This is a genomic window from Pseudomonas sp. 2995-3 (assembly GCF_002742565.1).
Lineage (GTDB): Bacteria > Pseudomonadota > Gammaproteobacteria > Pseudomonadales > Pseudomonadaceae > Aquipseudomonas > Aquipseudomonas edaphica.
Map to the genome: position 1 here is coordinate 501412 of NZ_LJSB01000223.1, position 14517 is coordinate 515928.

The 14517-nt window shown below is 60.7% G+C and carries 14 protein-coding genes; 6 read left to right on the forward strand and 8 right to left on the reverse strand.

Annotation, left to right across the window (positions count from 1 at the left end; translation table 11 throughout):
- Positions 1–16 precede the first annotated feature (16 nt).
- Positions 17–232 (reverse strand): molybdopterin-binding protein, encoded by a 216-nt coding sequence (locus AOA62_RS23225; RefSeq protein ID WP_003173733.1) that lies wholly within the window; start codon positions 230–232, stop codon positions 17–19.
- 318 nt (positions 233–550) lie between these two features.
- On the opposite strand from AOA62_RS23225, the gene AOA62_RS23230 reads away from it, so the two are divergent.
- Genes AOA62_RS23230 through AOA62_RS23240 form a run of 3 tightly spaced genes read left to right on the forward strand, consistent with a single transcriptional unit; the run spans position 551 to position 3067 of the window.
- The gene (locus tag AOA62_RS23230; RefSeq protein WP_099549889.1) at positions 551–1516 is read left to right on the forward strand and encodes an aliphatic sulfonate ABC transporter substrate-binding protein; all 966 of its coding nucleotides are present in this window, start codon (positions 551–553) and stop codon (positions 1514–1516) included.
- A gap of 10 nt (positions 1517–1526) precedes the next feature.
- The gene (locus tag AOA62_RS23235; RefSeq protein ID WP_017135461.1) at positions 1527–2354 is read left to right on the forward strand and encodes an ABC transporter permease; all 828 of its coding nucleotides are present in this window, start codon (positions 1527–1529) and stop codon (positions 2352–2354) included.
- Complete coding sequence (locus tag AOA62_RS23240; protein WP_099549890.1) at positions 2351–3067, forward strand: ABC transporter ATP-binding protein; 717 nt, start codon at positions 2351–2353, stop codon at positions 3065–3067. The genes AOA62_RS23235 and AOA62_RS23240 overlap by 4 nt, the downstream gene beginning before the upstream one ends.
- A 106-nt stretch (positions 3068–3173) precedes the next feature.
- Here AOA62_RS23240 and AOA62_RS23245 read toward each other — a convergent pair whose 3' ends face one another.
- Positions 3174–4094 carry a FecR domain-containing protein gene (locus AOA62_RS23245; RefSeq protein ID WP_099549891.1) on the reverse strand — a complete coding sequence of 307 codons (921 nt, stop codon included), beginning with the start codon at positions 4092–4094 and terminating at the stop codon, positions 3174–3176.
- Positions 4091–4609, reverse strand: a complete 519-nt coding sequence (locus AOA62_RS23250; protein WP_017135458.1) for a sigma-70 family RNA polymerase sigma factor — start codon at positions 4607–4609, stop codon at positions 4091–4093. The genes AOA62_RS23245 and AOA62_RS23250 overlap by 4 nt, the downstream gene beginning before the upstream one ends.
- A 173-nt stretch (positions 4610–4782) precedes the next feature.
- On the opposite strand from AOA62_RS23250, the gene AOA62_RS23255 reads away from it, so the two are divergent.
- Positions 4783–5748 carry a threo-3-hydroxy-L-aspartate ammonia-lyase gene (locus AOA62_RS23255; protein ID WP_099549892.1) on the forward strand — a complete coding sequence of 322 codons (966 nt, stop codon included), beginning with the start codon at positions 4783–4785 and terminating at the stop codon, positions 5746–5748.
- Entirely contained in the window at positions 5745–6125 is a 381-nt protein-coding gene (locus AOA62_RS23260) for a RidA family protein (protein ID WP_017135456.1), read from the forward strand. The genes AOA62_RS23255 and AOA62_RS23260 overlap by 4 nt, the downstream gene beginning before the upstream one ends.
- On the opposite strand, the gene AOA62_RS23265 is transcribed toward AOA62_RS23260, so the two are convergent.
- On the reverse strand, positions 6113–6739 hold the full coding sequence (locus tag AOA62_RS23265) for a transcriptional regulator (RefSeq protein ID WP_017135455.1): 627 nt from the start codon (positions 6737–6739) through the stop codon (positions 6113–6115). The two genes, AOA62_RS23260 and AOA62_RS23265, sit on opposite strands and share 13 nt — an antisense overlap.
- A 70-nt stretch (positions 6740–6809) precedes the next feature.
- Here AOA62_RS23265 and AOA62_RS23270 point away from each other — a divergent pair, with 70 nt between their 5' ends.
- Positions 6810–7913, forward strand: a complete 1104-nt coding sequence (locus tag AOA62_RS23270) for a DSD1 family PLP-dependent enzyme (protein ID WP_099549893.1) — start codon at positions 6810–6812, stop codon at positions 7911–7913.
- A 254-nt stretch (positions 7914–8167) separates the two neighbouring features.
- On the opposite strand, the gene AOA62_RS23275 is transcribed toward AOA62_RS23270, so the two are convergent.
- From AOA62_RS23275 to aldA, 4 genes are all read right to left on the reverse strand, one after another.
- On the reverse strand, positions 8168–9778 hold the full coding sequence (locus AOA62_RS23275) for a GMC family oxidoreductase (RefSeq protein WP_099549894.1): 1611 nt from the start codon (positions 9776–9778) through the stop codon (positions 8168–8170).
- 27 nt (positions 9779–9805) lie between these two features.
- Positions 9806–11023, reverse strand: a complete 1218-nt coding sequence (locus tag AOA62_RS23280) for a mandelate racemase/muconate lactonizing enzyme family protein (RefSeq protein ID WP_099549895.1) — start codon at positions 11021–11023, stop codon at positions 9806–9808.
- Position 11024: 1 nt separating this feature from the next.
- Positions 11025–12332 (reverse strand): nitrate/nitrite transporter, encoded by a 1308-nt coding sequence (locus tag AOA62_RS23285; RefSeq protein ID WP_099549904.1) that lies wholly within the window; start codon positions 12330–12332, stop codon positions 11025–11027.
- Positions 12333–12408: 76 nt separating this feature from the next.
- A complete protein-coding gene (aldA, locus tag AOA62_RS23290) occupies positions 12409–13833 on the reverse strand; it encodes an aldehyde dehydrogenase (RefSeq protein ID WP_099549896.1) in 1425 nt (474 codons plus the stop codon).
- Between the last annotated feature and the right edge of the window lie 684 nt (positions 13834–14517).

The window sequence follows — 14517 nt, forward strand, 5'->3', positions numbered from 1 at the left end:
ACACTTGCGAACACATTTACAGCTTGGCAATCGACACTTCAGTCGACTTCACAAAGGCAATCACTTCACTGCCCACTTTTAATTCCAGGTCACGCACCGAGCGGGTGGTGATCACTGATGTGACGATGCCGGACGCGGTTTGCACATCAATTTCGGACACCACTTCCCCCAGCAAAATTTCCTTGATCACGCCCTTGAACTGGTTGCGCACGTTGATCGCTTTAATGGTCATGTCGGCTTTCCTTTTGGCTGTTGGGTCAATCCGCACGAATGCGCAGGCCCTCAAAATGCGTTATCGGCACCAACATTAAAAGGAATATATAAGTCTTTATTTATACGATACAGATATATATGAGGTGTTCGCCTGCCAACAGCCATTCAACACTTTGCCCTCTACCGCTACAGCCGCATCCATAGAAACCCGCGTAAAGACGCTGCGCACAAGGTGGCACAGAGACTGCATATTCCTTTAAAGCATGATGAAACATGCCATTTCAATTTTCTGAATATAAGAAAAGCCTTCTCTCAACGCCTTGTCTGGAGCTGTTCCATGAAACCCTTTGCTTTATTGAGTGCCTGCGCCCTCGCCGTGTGCCTGCAACCCCAGGCCTTTGCCGCCGAAACCGACCCCGCCCAGGTCAACCTCGATTACGCCTACTATTCGCCCGTGAGCCTGGTGCTCAAGCATTTTGGCTGGCTCGAACAGGCGCTTCCCCACACCAAGGTCGGCTGGGTGCTGAGCCAAGGCAGCAACCGCTCGCTGGAATACCTCAACAGTGGCGGCGTCGACTTTGCCTCGTCTGCCAGCTTGTCGGCGGTGTTGAGCCGCGCCAATGGCAGCCCGATCAAATCGGTGTACGTCTACAGTCGTGCTGAATGGACCGCACTGGTGGTGCGCAAAGACTCGCCGCTCAAAACCGTCACAGACCTCAAAGGCAAAAAAATCGCCGCCACCAAAGGCACCGACCCGTACCTGTTCACCCTGCGCAGCCTGCAACTGGCCGGGCTGAAAAAGGATGATGTGGAGTTGGTGCATTTGCAGCATCCGGACGGCCGCACCGCCTTGGAGAAAGGCGACGTAGACGCCTGGGCCGGCCTTGATCCACACATGGCCGCGAGTGAAATCCAGGCCGGTTCGCGCTTGCTGTATCGCAATAAAGACTTCAACAGCTACGGCGTAATCAGCGTCACCGAGCAATACGCCAAACAGCACCCGCAGACCATCACCAAGGTCCTCGGGGCCTATGAGAAGGCGCGTGATTGGGCCGTGAAGCACCCGGATGAATTCGCTAAATTGCTCGCAGACGAAGCCGGCTTGCCGCTGGAAGTGGCCAAGCTGCAATTGTCGCGCACCGACTTGAGCAACCCGCTGCTGAGCGCCAGGGACGTGGCGTCATCCAAGGCCGCCGCGCCGATCCTGGTGTCCGAGGAATTAGTCCGTCGTGGCGTGGATGTCGACCCCGTGATCGATCAGTTGATCGACACTTCGTTTGGCCAAACCCTGCCCAAGCCTTAAGGGAGGCGTGATGACCGATAAAAGCCAAGCACTGCCGCTACCGGCACCCGTGGTGATCAACCGAAGCGCCTGGCCAAAACGGCTCAAGGGCCTGGTGCTGCCGGTACTGATCCTGCTGGTACTGGAGGGCGTGGTACGCATCGGCTGGCTGCCGTCCTACCAGATGCCGGCCCCCAGCGACATCGCAGTGACCCTCACCGACCTGGCCGAAGGCGCGTTGTGGAAACACATCAGCGCCAGCCTGCTGCGGGTACTGGCGGGGTTTGCCATCGGTGCCAGCCTGGCGCTGGTGTTTGCCGCCTGGGTGGGGTTGAGCCGTGAAGCCGAAGCGTATCTGGAGCCGACCTTCGCCGGGCTGCGCTCGATTCCGAGCCTGGCCTGGGTGCCGCTGTTGCTGCTGTGGCTGGGTATCGATGAAACCTCCAAGGTCGTGCTGATCGCGATTGGCGCGTTCTTTCCGGTGTACCTCAACGGTGTCGCGGCGATTCGCGATATTGATCGCAAGCTGGTGGAAGTCGGGCAAATGTACGGTTTCAGCCGAGCACGCCTGGTGCGCCGGATTCTGCTGCCCGCCGCCCTGCCCGGCCTGTTCACGGGGCTGCGCAGCGGCTTGAGCCTGGCGTGGATGTTCCTGGTGGCGGCCGAACTGATCGCGGCCACCAAGGGTCTCGGTTACTTGCTCAGCGATGGTCGGGAAACCTCACGGCCAGACATCGTGCTGGCCGCCATTACCGTGTTGGCATTGCTGGGCAAGCTCAGCGATGGCCTGCTCGCAGCCTTGGAGAAACGCTGCCTGGCCTGGCGCGACACCTTCACAGGCGAAGGCGCGGAGCAATGAGTATGCAAGCGTTATTGGAGCTTCGCGTGGCGCGCAAAAGCTTTGCCGGCATTACGGTGCTGAACAACGTGCAGTTGGCGCTGCAACCGCGCGAAACCGTCAGCCTGCTCGGGCCCAGCGGTTGTGGCAAAAGCACGTTGTTGCGCATCGTCGCCGGCCTGGAGACCGACTTCCAGGGCGAACTGCGCAGCCCCGAAGGCGAAGTTGCCTTTGTGTTCCAGGAACCACGGCTGATGCCCTGGCTGACGGTGGAACAGAACATCGGTTTGCGCGATGACAACCACTATGACAAGGCCTGGGTTACCCAGTTGATCGCAGAAGTCGGCCTCACCGGCTTCGCCCAGGCGCTGCCCAAAGCCTTGTCCGGCGGCATGGCGCAACGCGTGGCCATTGCACGCGGGCTGTATTCACGCCCGCAGGTGTTATTGCTTGATGAGCCGTTCAGCGCAGTGGATGCCTTTACCCGCATGAAACTGCAGGACTTGCTGCTGCAACTGGCCGAGCACCATGGGATCGCCTTGCTGCTGGTGACCCACGATGTCGACGAGGCGCTGTACTTGAGTGACCGGGTGCTGGTGATGGACAACCGGCCGAGCAGTATTCGCCGGGAACTGGCAGTCGACCTGCCACACCCAAGGGACCGGCGTGACCCGGCGCTGGCGCAACTCAAGGCACACTCTTTGACCGAATTGCAGCGCGCGCATGTGATTTAGGTCCCTGGAAATGGATTAACTTCCTGTGGCAAGCAGGACTGTTATGCCAAGCCCACCTGTTGTGGCGAGCCTCTGCCACTAGGAGCCTGATGGCCAGCGTGAAGCGTCAAGCCAGGGTTCGGCTGAGTGTCACCCAATACCGCGTGCGCGCTCGCACCTCAAACCCCAGGGTCTGGGCCAGCAGTGTGAGGATGCGGTCGGTGTCATCCAGGCGAAAGCTGCCGGTGACCCGCAGCGTTTCCAGGCTCGGGTCCCAGCGCAACACGCCAGGGCGGTAACGTTCCAGCTCACGCAGGAAATCCCCAAAGGGTTGGTTCTGTGCGGTCAATACACCGTCACGCCAGCCCAGTTGCTGCACATCAAACGCCGCCCTGGCACTTAGCCCGCGAGGCTTTAACGAGGCTTGCTGACCGCTGTCCAACGTCGTCAATTGCCCGGCCAGATCACGCACCTGCACCGCGCCCTTGAACACCGACACGCGGCAGCCGGACGCCAATTGCCGTACGCACACTTCAGCCTGGCTCACCTCTACCTGGCCGTAGCGCGTGTGCACACTGATCGCTGCCGCGCCTGGCACCGTCAGCGCCAACTCGCCGTCCACCAGCGTGATGCGCCGCTGTGCCAGGTCAACATCCACCGCCGTCGCCGTGTTGAGTTGCAGGCTGCTGCCATCGGCCAACGGCAGGCGTTTGCGCTCGCCGGTGGCGGTGTGCAAATCAGCCCGCCATGCCTCGATGGGCAACTGACGGCTGATCAGCCAGGCGGTCGGCACCAGCGCCGCTACGCCCAAGGCCCGCTTGAGCAATGCACGTCGCCCCGGTTGCGGGCGGTCGAGGCTGGCCATCGCCACGGCCTGGGGCAAGTCACGCAAGCGCTGGCGCAGCGATTGGGCTTTCTGCCAGGTCTGTTCGTGCTGAGGGTGGCTGTCGCGCCAAGCCTGCAAATTGGCGTGGTCACGCTCGGTGGCCGCTCCGGACTCCAACAACGCCAACCACTGCGCCGCAGCACGCGCAACCTCGTGACTCATAGGGCCACCAACAGGCAATGTTCATAGGCCTGGGCCATGTAGCGCTTGACCGTGCGCTCAGAGACGTCGAGCCGCTCGGCAATTTCGCGATAACCCAGGCCTTCCAACTGGCTCCACAGAAACGCGCGCCGCACCCCCCGCGGCAAACCGTCGAGCAACTCATCCAGAGCGTGCAAGGTCTCCAGCACCAGCCAGCGTTGCTCGGGCGACGGCACGCAGGTTTCGGGCAAATTCGCCAGCGCCTTCAGATAGGCTTGCTCAAGGCTGCGGCGCTGATGAAAGTTGGCCAGCAAACGCTTGCCGACCGTCACCAGATACGCCCGTGGCTCCTGCATCTGCGCAATCGGCTGGGCACTGGCCAGCACCCGCACAAAGGTGTCCTGGCTCAGGTCCGCCGCATCCCAGGCATTGCCCAGGCGCCGCCGCAACCAGCTTTCGAGCCAGCTGCGATGGTCGCGGTACAAACGCGACAGGGTCATTTCGCCAGTGTGGGTCGGGGCAACAGCATCAGTCATGAAAAGCAACCTGCGCAGCGCGAGTGAGTCTCAAATGAGATTCATTCTATTTAATATCGCTGCTGATCACCACGCTCTTTTCAACATTGCGTTTATGCACTGGGTGACAAGCCATCCTTTACTATTTGTCTTGATATGGATATTTTATCCAAGTCCGCCCACGAGGTCCGCCCATGCAATTGCCTGACTATTCAGATGTCGTCGCCGCCGCCCAACGCCTGCAAGGCTTTGCCCATCAAACGCCGGTGTTTACCTCACGCACCCTCGACGCTGAAACCGGTGCCCAGGTATTCATCAAGTGTGAAAACCTGCAACGCGCTGGCTCGTTCAAGTTTCGCGGTGCGTTTAATGCCCTGTCGCAGTTTGACGCACACCAGCGCAAGGCCGGGGTGGTGGCGTTCTCTTCCGGCAACCATGCCCAGGGTATTGCGTTGGCCGCACAATTGCTCGGCATGCCGGCGACCATCGTGATGCCCACCGACGCGCCGGCCGCCAAAGTGGCCGCGACCCGGGAATATGGCGCCAGCGTGGTGCTGTATGACCGCTTCACCGAAGACCGTGAGCAGATAGGCCGCACCCTGGCAGTTGAGCACGGCATGACATTGATCCCACCGTATGACCATCCACACATCCTCGCCGGCCAAGGCACGGCCGCCAAGGAACTGTTGGAATTCACCAGCCCTCTGGACGCCCTGTTCGTCGGCCTGGGCGGTGGCGGCATGCTATCGGGCACCGCGTTGTCGACCCGTGCGCTGGCACCCGATTGCCAACTGTTTGGCGTTGAGCCCGAAGCAGGCAATGACGGCCAGCGTTCATTCCAGACCGGCAGCATCGTGCACATCGACACCCCGGCGACCATCGCCGACGGTGCGCAAACCCAACACCTGGGCAACTACACCTTCCCGATCATCCGCGACAAGGTGACCGACATCCTCACCGTCTCCGACGCGCAATTGGTGGCCTCGATGAAGTTCTTTATGCAACGCATGAAAATGGTGGTCGAACCCACCGGCTGCCTGGGCCTGGCGGCGTTGCGCCAGCTGGGCGAGCGGTTCAAGGGCCAGCGCGTGGGCATTATCGTCACTGGTGGCAATGTCGACATCGCGCGCTACGCCGCGTTGCTCAGCGAGGCGTCATGAACATCATCCACACCGAGGCCGCCTCGGCGCCCGCCGGGCATTACTCCCAGGCCGTCAGCCACGGCGACACGCTGTATATCTCCGGGCAATTACCGGTGAGCCCGCAGGGGCGCCACAACCTTGAAGCATCGTTTGCCGAACAGGCCCAGTTGGCGCTGGCTAACCTGCTGGCCATCTTGAAAGCCGCCGGCGGCTCGCCCCAGGATCTGGTGAAGGTCACGGTGTATGTGGCCGGGGTTCAGCATTGGCCGCAATTCGACCGTATTTACGCCGCCGCGCTGGGCGAGCACCGCCCTGCCCGCGCGGTGGTGCCGGTGCCCGAGTTGCACCACGGTTATCTGGTGGAGATTGAAGCTGTGGCGCGCTACTTGGCGTAGGTGTAGACCGCCGCCCGTGACACGCCCAGGTGCGCGGCCACGGTCTCCATGGCCCGGCGAATGTCCATGCAGCCCGAGTCCTTGAGCTCTTGCAGCAACAGCCGTCGATCCGCCGCCTTGAGCGCGCGCGGGGTGGTGGCCAGGCGTGCGGCGAACTGGTCGATGCGGGTGCGAATCACATCGGCGCCGGACGGCTCCAGGGATTCAATAAGGGTGTCGCCAGTGACCGAGCCAAATTGCTCAAGCATGCCCTGCAGGCCACGAAACAATGAGAGATCGACGTTCATGCACAAGGCCGCGACGTACTTGCCACTGGTGTCCTTGATGCCGATCGAGGTGCTTTTGACCTGGCGCCCATCGCTGAATTGGTTGCGGTAGTTGGCAATGATCTGCGGATAGTCGGGGTCGGCAATCCGCGCCAGGCCCAACTCGGTGGTCGGGTCGCCCGGCGAGCGCCCGGAGAGGTTGTTATGGATCGCCAGGATCGCCTGCTGCGGGTCGCGCAAATCGTGCAGCACGACCTCACAGAACGGGCTGAAGGTTTTGCTCAAGCCTTCGGCAATCTGTTCGAGCTGGCTGATCAGGGTGGTTTCTTCGGGAGAGGTCTTTTTCATGCAAGACAACATATCCAGTCCTGGACAGGCCGTCAATTTGGCCGCTGTCCGCCCTTGTGGAGCGTTAACCATGGACACCCCAGCAGCATTGCTAGACAGCGTGAAAATGCAGCGCAACATCCAGCGCATGCAACAGCGTGCCGACAGCCTGGGTGTGCATTTGCGCCCCCATGTCAAAACCCACAAGTGCGCCGAAGTGGTGGCTGCGCAGATAGCGGCCGGTGCCCGTGGCATCACCGTATCGACGCTCAAGGAAGCCGAATATTTCTTTGAGCTGGGCATCCAGGACATCCTCTACGCCGTCGCCATGGCCCCGCACAAACTGCCCCAGGCCCTGGCGCTGCGCCGCCGGGGTTGCGCGCTGACGCTGATCACCGACAGCCTCGCCGGCGCCCGGGCCATCGTCGATTTCGGCGGCGAGCAGGGTGAAACCTTTGCCGTGATGATCGAGATTGATTGCGACGGCCACCGTTCCGGGGTCAAGCCGCAGGACGCGTTATTGCTCGACATCGCCCGACTGCTCGGTGACAGCCTCGTCGGCGTATTGACCCACGCAGGGGAAAGCTACGGCCTGGATACGCCTGAAGCGTTGCAGGCCATCGCCGAACAGGAACGCGCACGCTGCGTTGAAGCGGCGCAACGTATCCGTACCGCCGGGATGGCCTGCGATCAGGTCAGTGTCGGCTCCACGCCTACCGCGTTGTCGGCCGTAAGCCTTGAAGGCGTGACCGAACTGCGCGCGGGTGTGTATGCGTTTTTTGACCTGGTGATGCACAACATCGGCGTATGCCGCACCGAGGAACTGGCCTTGAGCGTGCTGACCACAGTGATCGGCCATCAAGCGGAAAAAGGCTGGATCATCACCGATGCCGGCTGGATGGCCATGAGCCGGGATCGCGGCACGCAAGCGCAAAAACGCGACTTTGGTTATGGCCAGGTGTGCAATGAGCACGGGGAGTTGATCGACGGCTTGCTGTTGAGCAGCGCCAACCAGGAACATGGCGTGGCGCGGTTCGAAGCGGGCGGCGTGGATGTGGTGACGCAATTTCCGCTCGGTACGCGCCTGCGTATTCTGCCCAATCATGCCTGCGCCACGGGGGCGCAGTTCGGCAACTATAACGCCGTGTTGCACAACGGTGAAGTGCAACGCTGGGAACGCTTGCGCGGCTGGTAGTCGACCTTTCAAGGGCTGCTATAGCCCCTGTGGGAGCTGGCTTGCCTGCGATGGCGGTCTCCCAGTAGCAAATGGGCCAGCTGACCCGACGCTATCGCAGGCAAGCCAGCTCCCACAATTCTGGCTGTATTTCAAATCAAGCTCGATGCGGCTGCCACAGACCTTGTGGGAGCTGGCTTGCCTGCGATCGCGGTCTCCCAGTAACAAATGGGCCAACTGACCCGCCGCTATCGCAGGCAAGCCAGCTCCCACATTCAGGCATCCTCAAGTATGAGGTCGGCGCCCTTCTCCGCCACCATCAATACCGCCGCATGGGTGTTACCCGAGGTCACATTCGGGAAAATCGACGCGTCCACAATGCGCAAGCCGTGCAACCCGTGCACCTTCAAGCGCTTGTCCACCACCGACACCTGCGGGTCCGAGCCCATCGCACAGGAGCCGCACAGGTGGTAGATCGAGCCGCTGTTTTCGCGGAAGTATTGCAGCATCTGCTCGTCGCTCTGCACGGCCGCGCCGGGCAACACCTCGGCCACCGTGATGCCTTTGAGCGCAGGTGCCTGCATGATCTTGCGCATCAAGCGGCTGCCCTGGATGACTTCGTCAATGTCCTTTTGCGTACTCAGATAGTTCGGATCGATCAACGCCGCATCCCGCGGGTTGTTCGAGGCGATGCGGATGGTGCCACGACTGGTCGGCCGGCACGGGTTGAAGCACAGCAGGAAACCGGAATACGGCTCGGGCTTGAGGCTGGCCTTGTTGTTTTTCGGAATCTGGTACGACAGCGGGTTAAAGTACAACTGCAGGTTCGGGTCCGCCTGCTGGTCGTTGCCGCGAAAGAAACCACCGGCCTGGTTGACGCTCATCGCCAACGCGCCCTTACGAGTGAACAGGTATTTCAGGCCCAGTTTCAGCTGGCCGAACAAAGAGCTGAGTTCGTCATTGAGGGTGGGAATATTGGCCTTGTAGTAGTAGCTGGCGCACAAGTGGTCCTGCAGGTTTTCACCTACGGCCGGCAGGTGCTTGACCAGTGGGATGCCGTGTTCAGCCAGCAGTTGCTGATCGGCCACGCCGGACAGTTGCAGGATCTTCGGCGTGTCGACGGCACCCGCGCAAAGGATCACTTCCTTGCGTGCCTTAAAGGTGCGCACCACGCCCTTTTGGGACACGCGAATCCCGCTGGCGCGTTGCTGGTCATCAAACAGCACACGATCAACCAGTGCATGCAACTCCACGGTCAGGTTCGTGCGACTGAGCGCCGGATGCAAATGCGCAAAGCTGCTTGAGCAGCGCTCGCCATTGCGGGTGTTGACGTCATACAGGCCCGCGCCTTCGAAATGGGGGCCATTGAAGTCATCACTGAGGCCGTAGCCGAGCTGTTCGCAGCCCTTGAGGAACACGTCACAAATCGGGTGGGTCTGGCCCTTCATCGGTGTGATGCTGATGGGGCCGCTGCCACCGTGGTACTCGGTGTCGCCCAGCGGGTGATTTTCCAGTTTGCGGAAGTACGGCAGTACATCCTTGAAACCCCAACCGTCGTTACCGTTGGCCGCCCAGTCATTGAAGTCATGGGCCTGACCGCGCACGTAGATCATGGCGTTGATCGAACCCGAACCGCCCTGCACCTTGCCGCGCGGCGCATAGATTTCCCGGCCAGCCAAGTGTTTTTGCGGCTGGCTGTAGTACATCCAGTTAAAGGTCGGGTTGTAATACATCTTGGCGAATCCGACCGGGATCTTGAACCACCAGGAACTGTCTTTGCCACCGGCTTCCAGCAGCAACACCGAGTATTCGCCCGAAGCGGAAAGCCGGTTGGCCAGAACGCAGCCGGCAGCACCCGCGCCGGCGATGATGTAGTCATATGTCATTCACGGTTACCGCGTAAGTCGTTTTTATCAGCCCTTGGCGGGCGAAGTGTCTTTGACGTCAGCTGGCGTCGGCGCCATCTGCAGGTGCAAACGCTCGCCGGTGTACGGTGTGTGTTTGCGCACCACGTCCATGTTCAGCTCCACGCCCAGGCCCGGTTCGGTGGACGGGATGATGTAGCCGTCCTCCCATTGCAGCGGCGTGGTCAGCACTTCGGCGTGGAAACCGCCCCAGGTCATGATGCTTTCCTGGATCAGGAAGTTCGGCGTGCACGTGGCCAGCTGGAAACTCGCCGCCGCGCCGATCGGCCCGTTGTACAAGTGCGGCGCGATTTGCGCGTAATAGGCTTCTGCCATGCTCGCGATCTTCTTCGCCTCCAGCAGCCCGCCGCAACGCGCCACGTTCATTTGCAGGATCGACGCGCCGCCGGCCTGCAGCAGTTTGAAAAACTCGTACTTGGTGGTCAGGCGCTCGCCGGTGGCAATCGGGATGCTGGTCTTGGCCGCGACCTGGGCCATCGCGTCTTCCTGGCCAGGCGGCACCGGTTCTTCGAACCACAGCGGGTCGTATTTCTCCAGACGCTTGGCCAGGCGGATCGCCGATGACGGCACCATCTGCCCATGGGTGCCGAACAACAGGTCGCACTTGTCGCCCACCGCCTCGCGGATCTTGCGGCAGAAAGTCTCGCAACGCTCCAGCACTTCCAGCGAAATCTGGTGGCCGGAGTACGCGGTGTACGGGCCGGCCGGGTCGAACTTCACGGCGGTGAAGCCTTTGTTCATATTCTCGATGGCGCACTCGGCGGCCAGGTCAGGGTCGTCGTAGTCGTACTCGCCCTTGCTGTTGACCGGGTACAGGTAGGTGTAGGAACGCAGGCGCTCGTTGACCTTGCCACCCAGCAGCTCATAGACCGGCTTGTTGGCGGCTTTGCCGATGATGTCCCAGCACGCCATTTCCAGGCCGCTGACCACGCCCATCATGGTCAGGTCCGGGCGCTGGGTGAAACCGCTCGAATAAGCCTGGCGGAAAAACCGCTCGATGTGGTGCGGGTCGTGGTTGAGCAGGTAGCGCTCGAACACATCCTCGATGATCGGCAGCATGGCCTTGGGACCAAAGGTGGCGGCGTAAATCTCACCGACACCTTCAATGCCGCAGTCGGTCTTGAGTTTGACGAACAGCCAATACATGCCACCGATATGCGGTGGTGGGACGGCAACGATATGGGTTTCAAGGGCGACGATTTTCATCTCAGGCACCTGTCTGGTTGAATTTTGTACGGTTGATTCGAGCGCGCAGCGTCAGGGCCGCAAGCGTCCCGAGCACGCCGATAAAGGCGATGTAGCCGAAATACAGGTTGTAACCGGCCTTGCCTGGGTAGGTATCGGTCAGGTAGCCATTGATCAGCGGGATAAAGGTGTCGGGCAGGTAACCCACCACCGAGACGATGCCGATGGCCAGGCCGGTGATGCGCAGCGGAATGTCGCAGCTGTCGAGAATCGCCCAGTACAGACCGCGAATCGCATAGGTCATCAGGCCGATAAAGATCACCGTGCCGATCAGCAGGCCGAGGCTGTTGAGCGCCGGGAACACGATCAGCCCGACCATCGCCAGGGTCACCAGCACCAGCGCGACGATCAGCACCGAGATGTTCGAGAACTTGTCGCCCAGCCAGCCGCCGCCGATGCCGCCGATGGGGCGCATCCACAGTTTGATGGTGGTGATGGTGCCGGCCATCACCGCAGTCATGCCGCTGCCTTGCAAGTAGTCGGAGAAGCTGTAGGTAGCCCAGAACATGTGATAACCGCAGAACACGATGGCGGTCACCAGCCACAGCTCGGGGATTTTCACCAGGGTGGTCAGGTCGGCGATCAGGTTGAACTTGCCCTTCTCTACCGCTGGCGTCTCTGCCAGAGACTTGGGATCTTTGAGCAGTACCAGCCCGCAGCCAATGGCTATACAGATAAACGAGTACAGGTACACCACGTGCTTGAAGCCTTGGGCCGCCGACTGGCTTTGAGTTTCGGTGGCATAGGCAAACAGGCCCAGGGCCACGGTCGCCAGCAAGGCTTCCACCAGCCCGCGACCGCCATCGAGAATGCCGAAGAACCGCCCCTGCTCACTCTGATGAGCAATCATCTTCACGCGCTTGAGCACCGAGGCCCAGAACGTCAGGCCAGTGGTCAGGCCCCAGCAACCGAAAATGATCATCAGGCCGGTCATTGACGGCACGCTGGCGTACCACAGGCCCAGTGCGCCGGTGGCGACCAGCGAGAAGAAGATCAAAAAGCGTGGCGGCAAACGGTCGGCCAGCCATCCGCTGGGCAGGTAGCTAAGCAAAAAGATCGTGCCGAGCATGGAGTACAGGTAGCCCAGTTGACTGTGGTTGATCTGGAACACGTCGAGCATGGTGGTCTGGTAGACCTGGCGCAGGTAGAGGATCGGGTAGATCGCGCCGGCGGCGAGTACCAGCAACAGCAATTGGAAATAACGGCTGGCAGTGTCGTTTGCCGCGGGCACGGCAACGGAAACCTGGGCAACGGGTGCAGGCTTGGACATCATGTGGACCTCAGGCACCCGCTGCGCGGGCGCCCTGATAATTGTTTTTATTAAAGGTGCAACAGGTGCGCGTGGATCAGTACTTCATGACCACCAGGCGGGTCTGGGTAAACTCAAGCATCCCGTGCTTACCGTCATCGCCGCCCAGCCCTGAGCGTTTCCAGCCGGCGTGGAAACCCTGATACGGGTCTGCCGGCGTGCGATTGACGTACAACTCTCCGGCTTCGATGGCATTCGCCACTTTCATTGCCGTGCGGTAGTTCTCGGTGTAGAGCACCGATGACAGGCCGAACTGATGGTCGTTGGCCATGGCCAGCGCTTCGTCGATGTCGCGGTACTTGAGCACCGGCAACACCGGGCCGAAGATTTCTTCCTGAATGATTTCCATGTCCTGGCGGCAACCGCTGAGCAAGGTCGGCGGATAGAAATGGCCCGGCCCGGCTGGCAGCACACCACCTGTTTCCAGTACAGCACCGGCAGCGACGGCGCGCTCGACCATGGCGTGGATATTCTTTTGCGAGCTGGCGTTGACCAACGGGCCCATCAGGCTTTCGTCCGTGGAACGGTCACCGAACTTCACCGCGCTGATCTTGGCTTTCAGCAAAGCGAGGAATGGCTCATAAATACTTTCGTGCACATACACGCGTTCCACCGCCGTACACAGCTGACCGCAGTGGGTGATCTTGGACGCAACGATAGCGCTGGCGGCTGTTTCCAGGTCGGCATCCGGTTCGATGATTGCCGGGGTCTTGCCGCCCAATTCCAGGGATGGCTTGGCGATATTGGCCTTGCAGTAATCCAGCACGATACGCCCGGCGTTCACGCTGCCGGTGAGGGTGATCAGGCCGACGGCCTTGTGCGTGCAGACGCTGGCGGCGGTGGCGTGGTTCATGGTCAGGATGTTGATCACACCGGCTGGAATACCGGCTGTCACCACTGCCTTGGCAATTTTAAACGCCGACAGTGGCGTGTTGTTGCTGGGCCGCACCACCACGGTATTACCCGCGATCAGCGCCGGGGCAATCTTGCGCAACAGCGTGTAGACCGGGTAGTTGAACGGGATCAGACAGGCCACCACACCAATCGGCTCGCGGTGCAGGAACAGGTTTTCGTCCGAGGTATCGCTGGGGATGATCTCGCCTTCGATGCGGCGGGCCCATTCGGCGTGGTAACGGGTAATTTGCGCGGCGTAGCGGGCTTCGTTGCTGGCGTCAGTGACGCTCTTGCCGGACTCGCTGGCCAAAGCCGTGCCGATGGCTTCGGCGTGGCTGTCCAAGGCATCAGCGAAGGCACGCAGGTGCTCGGCGCGTTCGATGCTGGTGAGCGTGCCCCAGGTTTTCTGGGCGCGGGCGGCGGCGTCGACGGCGGCAATGGCCTCATCGGCGGTGGCGGCGCTGACATGGCCGACCAGGGATTCATTGGCAGGGTTGTAGACGGCGATCAGGGCGTCGCTGGCGGGTTCGACGAATTGACCGTTAAAGAAATTGCGCTCGAATTGCATGTGGTTTGCCCAACGTTGTTGTTTTGCGAGTGACATGCAGTTTTGTCGTTGTTAGGGGGGCGGGCAAACGACTTATTGGATGGGGTAACGTGCAAAAAATGAAGGTTTGTGTGTCTGTAGCGGGAATATATCTCCTGAGTGGTTGAAGCAAAAGCACAGCCAAAGCGGCCATGATCAGGCAAGCTGCACACGGTCAACTGTGGGAGCTGGCTTGCCTGCGATAGCGGTTTGTCGGTGTACATATCCATTTCTGCGGTAACGGCTTCTATTGGTTCCGCTCTTACAGCGGGTCACTTTTGGCAAACGCCCCAAAAGTAACCAAAAGGTCTGTGCCCCACCACTCGGCACCTCGCTTAGGCTCGGTGTGCCCTCACTCCGGCTTGAATCCGTGGGCCGCCGCGATGGGCCATCCTTGGCCCAGCGCGGCTAACCCGGCGTCCTGCCGGGTTACCCACGGATTCAAGCCTGCGTTCGGCCATCGTGGTTAACGGGGCGTCTCAGATCAAGATCAAGATCTACAGCACGGCGGCCTGAAAGCCGACCTGAGTGGTTGAAGCAAGAGCCAGATCAAGTGCAAGGCAAAAGCCTATCTGAATACACTGAAGAACTGCTTTTCTGTGGGAGCTGGCTTGCCTGCGATGCAGACACCTGGGTACATCAGGCACACCGAGTTGATGCCATCGC